Genomic DNA, 3,874 nt, shown 5'->3' on the forward strand with positions numbered 1-3,874 from the left:
CTGCAGCTATGCGTAATCCATTTGAGAAAACTGTTTATCAGAGTCATATTTTGAGTCTGGGGATGTTTATTAATATTCTTCTCCAATACAAAGAGCACCTATCAACGTTAGAGTCAGAGATAGATGCCCTTGCGAAAGAAGTTGAAGAATATACCATTATCAAATCAATTCCTGGAATCGGAGAAAAGATCGCGGCAACGATTATATCCGAGATTGGGGAAATCGATCGATTTGATCATCCTAAGAAGCTAGTCGCATTCGCTGGAGTAGATCCAAGCGTTTTTGAATCTGGTAAATTCACAGCTACTAAGAATCGGATTACAAAACGTGGTTCCAGTAGGCTTCGGCACGCATTATATATGGGTGTAAGGTGTGCAATTCGAGACTGTCGTAAGAAGAAAACGAGTGATGAAATTATCCCTCGTAATAAGAAATTACGTGAGTTCTACGACAAGAAACGTGATGAAGGAAAGCCTTTCAAAGTGGCTGTCATTGCTTGTGTAAATAAGCTCTTACATTGGATTTTTGCCCTGTTAAAAAGCAACACATTATTCCAAGATGTAGTATAATCACTACGTCTAGCTAAATAGTCCAAAACCTTCCAAGTGCTGAGAAATGTTAGGTTATTTAGTGTACTCATTTTTAGTATATCATTTGCATTTAAACTTTTTTATTGAAAAATATTGACAAACTATTAGCTGGTTTAGCGAAACAAGATAAGCCATGCCTTGTTAAAGCATCTCTCCCTTTAGTTCAACAAGAATAGGAGCTATCTGTCAGTAGCCCTTCTTACATTCTTGCACCCGTTGAAGATGATTTAAATCCTATGCATGTGATAACACACGTACTTTCTTAAATACAGCCATCTATCTCTAACTAAACAATTTCATATTTATAGTCATTAATTCTAATGACATTGTATAGATTCTTTTCTAAATACTCTTTAATTAATCCTTCCCTCTTCGTGTATCTATTGCTATGTGGTAGTATAACGCCATCAAATAACCCTATCCCTTCTAAATCAACAAGGTTTATTGTATTCCATTCCGGATGTAAGAGTTGTGCATGACTTATAGACTTGCCTAAAACAGCTGCTCCAGAGCTGTGACCAACAATAAAATGCCCTTTTCGTATCTCCCTTATAATTTCAATAGCACCGCTACCTCTTAATTGTTCTAAGAGAAAAAATGAGTCTCCACCAAAAATACTTACAATAGGATAATCTCTAAGTCTACTTGAATCGTCTACCTCTATGTCTATAAAATCCACTTTTGAAACCAGCCTTATTAAATAATTTTTCAGTTTTCTCTTGATGGAAAGCTCTATCACGTTTTCTTATGGCTGTTGTTATAAAACATATTTTTTTTTGAATTTTATGGTCTTCTACAACCTTCAAAAACTCTATAAAAACATCGTCCTCGTACAATCCATTAGAAGTTAAAAATAAAGGCAACATTGAACCATTTCCATTTATTAGAATACATTCTATTTTCATTCATTAGCATGCTTCTTTAGATTAACAACGTCATATTCATTTTAACATTAATTTCCTTTTATTTAGGAGAGAAAAGAAAAAGCATTCCCGCTTTATTACAGAAACGCCCCCGTTAGTTGAATTTCAATTTTCTTTTATAGTAGAAAACAAAACTAATAATTATTGCAATGATAACAGTTCCACCTATAATATAAACCCCATCCCAGTCATTAGACTTCCCAGTTAATACCCAAACTTGATAAGGAATAAAAACCAATGCCACAATTGATGGAATACCGCATAGAAGTAAACTAATATTTTGCTTAATTTCTTGCATGGTTGATTTATTTTTACTTTTTTCAACCAATGTCATCTGTTTTAATGAAAAGAACAAAACAAGTATAGCTGTAATTAACAAAATAAAATTCATTTAAAAGACCTCCTCATACATATAACTTTACCATAAAAATCCATATCTTTGTTAAACTCTACTGCTCCGTTACTTCAATAAGAAATAGAGTAATCCCCGTTTCTTAAAGGATTGCACCCGTTTGTTTAAGTACATTCATTCACAAGCAGAAGGAGTTATTCAAGAACTATATAGAAACTTTATTCTAATCCCTTGAAAAAACCTTCGAATTCCATTGTTTGCTGTTGACGAAAACCAAAATTTTTGTATTCGATAATGAGATGACTTATGTTATTTTCATAGTTTGCATCGTGTAGTTCCACCCGAAAAACGAGCATGAAGTTGTCTTCTACTTTATAGTTTTCTACTGGTAAGTATTCGTTGATATACCCTTCTTCAATTGCGAAATCTTCGTCTATCACTCCCGTTACACCCATTTCATCAATCATCGAAGTGACCGATAATTGTAAATCTTCTTCATTTAGCTCCATTCCATCGTGTTTTATTAATGTTACGTTGGTTAAAGTCGGTTTTCCAAAACCACCCCAATGCAGACCGTAGCCCATATAAAACGGAAGCCTTTCTTCCACAATTGGGGCATCTTTAGCAATATAAGAGGTAGAACCGATAACAAATTCTCCTTTTGAAAAAACATAGTTAAATATAATAACGCTTAATACTAGCGTAGCTCCCAGTATAATAAACCACTTTTTCATTCAAGCACCTCCTTTATAAAAGTTAACACATAATCCCGAAGCTATCTTTAATTATCCTGCCAGTTTAGTTTAACATTAATTTCCATACTGTTGACATAAAAAAAGCATCCCTTGTTGAAGGAATGCTCTCCGTTAATACAATAATATTAAACGTACTCTTCCAATAAATGCTCTTCAATTATGTCTATATTTCTTTTATTTTCTATGTAGTTAATTATATGTTCTCTTATGTTTGGGTACAAAATAACCTTTTTTAAGTCAGATAGCTTAACCCATTTTACACCAGTCTGATTTGGGTCAGGAATATTCGGAAGTTTCGGACTAAATCCTTCTTTAATTTTACAATCAAACATTAGACCTAAAGAGTGTGTTTCTCCATATTTATTAGAGTTTAGATGTGGTGCATACTCGTAAACAAACGCTAGCGAACCAACTTCAACATCAATAGACGCTTCTTCTTGTGATTCTCTTCTAACAGCTTCAATAATCGTTTCATTGGGCTCAACCCCTCCAGCTGGTAAATTATAATGCAAACCGTTTTCGTCATTAAATTCAATTAAGAGAACCGAATTATCCTGTATAATAACTGCACCTGCTCTAACTCTAATATGATAAGACAATGTTTATCTCCCACCTTTCAAAGTAGTTTATTCTATTCTTATTTTACATTAGATTGGGATATTCTGTTATTGAATTAATTGCTCACGTTAGTCGAACAAAAAAGCGATGCTTCGATTATTCAAGCATCGCACCCTTTAAGTTAATAAGAGATTACTTATTTCTTATTGTTCCAATCTTTAGCTATCATTCCATAAAAAATATGGTCAACATAGTGGTCATATAGCCATTCTACTTGCCTTTTACATCCTTCGTTAGAAAATCCTAATCTTTCAGGGATGGCTCTGCTTTTTTTGTTTTCAACAGCGACAGTAATTTCAACACGATTTAGTTTTAATTCGTTGAAAGCATAATCAGTTAAAGCTTTAGATACTCTAGTGATTATCCCGTTTCCTTGATATTCTCGGCCGAGCCAATATCCAATATAAGCAATTTTGTTAGCCGAATCAATTTCGTTATAACCTGCAACCCCTACTATTTCTCCTTTATATAAAATAACTGAATTCATCCCCGTGTTTTCTGCGTAACTTTTCAAGCTGAATTTTATGAATTTCTGAGTATCTTCAACCTTTGTATTATTATCCAACCATGGAAGCCACTTTCTTAAGTGTTCTCTAGATTTATCTGTTAGCTCAAATAATCGTTTTGCATCTTTTA

6 protein-coding genes are annotated in these 3,874 nt (G+C 33.5%); 1 reads left to right on the top strand and 5 read right to left on the bottom strand.

The features are described 5' to 3' along the window. Positions 1-569, top strand: a 569-nt coding sequence (locus CEF19_RS07905) for an IS110 family RNA-guided transposase (RefSeq protein WP_157801074.1), incomplete at its 5' end; no start/stop codon positions are given. A 307-nt stretch (positions 570-876) separates the two neighbouring features. Here the strand turns inward: CEF19_RS07905 and CEF19_RS07910 are convergent. From CEF19_RS07910 to CEF19_RS07930, 5 genes are all read right to left on the bottom strand, one after another. Beyond that, positions 877-1,329 carry a Type 1 glutamine amidotransferase-like domain-containing protein gene (locus tag CEF19_RS07910; protein ID WP_100405594.1) on the bottom strand — a complete coding sequence of 151 codons (453 nt, stop codon included), beginning with the start codon at positions 1,327-1,329 and terminating at the stop codon, positions 877-879. A gap of 278 nt (positions 1,330-1,607) precedes the next feature. Next, positions 1,608-1,904 carry a hypothetical protein gene (locus CEF19_RS07915; protein ID WP_100405595.1) on the bottom strand — a complete coding sequence of 99 codons (297 nt, stop codon included), beginning with the start codon at positions 1,902-1,904 and terminating at the stop codon, positions 1,608-1,610. Between the two features lie 179 nt (positions 1,905-2,083). Next, on the bottom strand, positions 2,084-2,599 hold the full coding sequence (locus CEF19_RS07920; RefSeq protein WP_100405596.1) for a hypothetical protein: 516 nt from the start codon (positions 2,597-2,599) through the stop codon (positions 2,084-2,086). Positions 2,600-2,745: 146 nt separating this feature from the next. After that, positions 2,746-3,219, bottom strand: coding sequence for an NUDIX domain-containing protein (locus tag CEF19_RS07925; RefSeq protein ID WP_100405597.1), 474 nt, complete (start codon positions 3,217-3,219; stop codon positions 2,746-2,748). Between the two features lie 155 nt (positions 3,220-3,374). After that, positions 3,375-3,874, bottom strand: a 500-nt coding sequence (locus tag CEF19_RS07930) for a GNAT family N-acetyltransferase (RefSeq protein ID WP_100408245.1), incomplete at its 5' end; no start/stop codon positions are given.

It is taken from the genome of Bacillus solitudinis (assembly GCF_002797395.1).
GTDB lineage: Bacteria > Bacillota > Bacilli > Bacillales > Bacillaceae_D > Halalkalibacter_A > Halalkalibacter_A solitudinis.

Excerpts from the sequence above, each read along its gene's own strand:
- CEF19_RS07915 (WP_100405595.1), bottom strand. The coding sequence starts at position 1,904 with ATGAATTTTATTTTGTTAATTACAGCTATACTTGTTTTGTTCTTTTCA.
- CEF19_RS07920 (WP_100405596.1), bottom strand. The coding sequence starts at position 2,599 with ATGAAAAAGTGGTTTATTATACTGGGAGCTACGCTAGTATTAAGCGTT.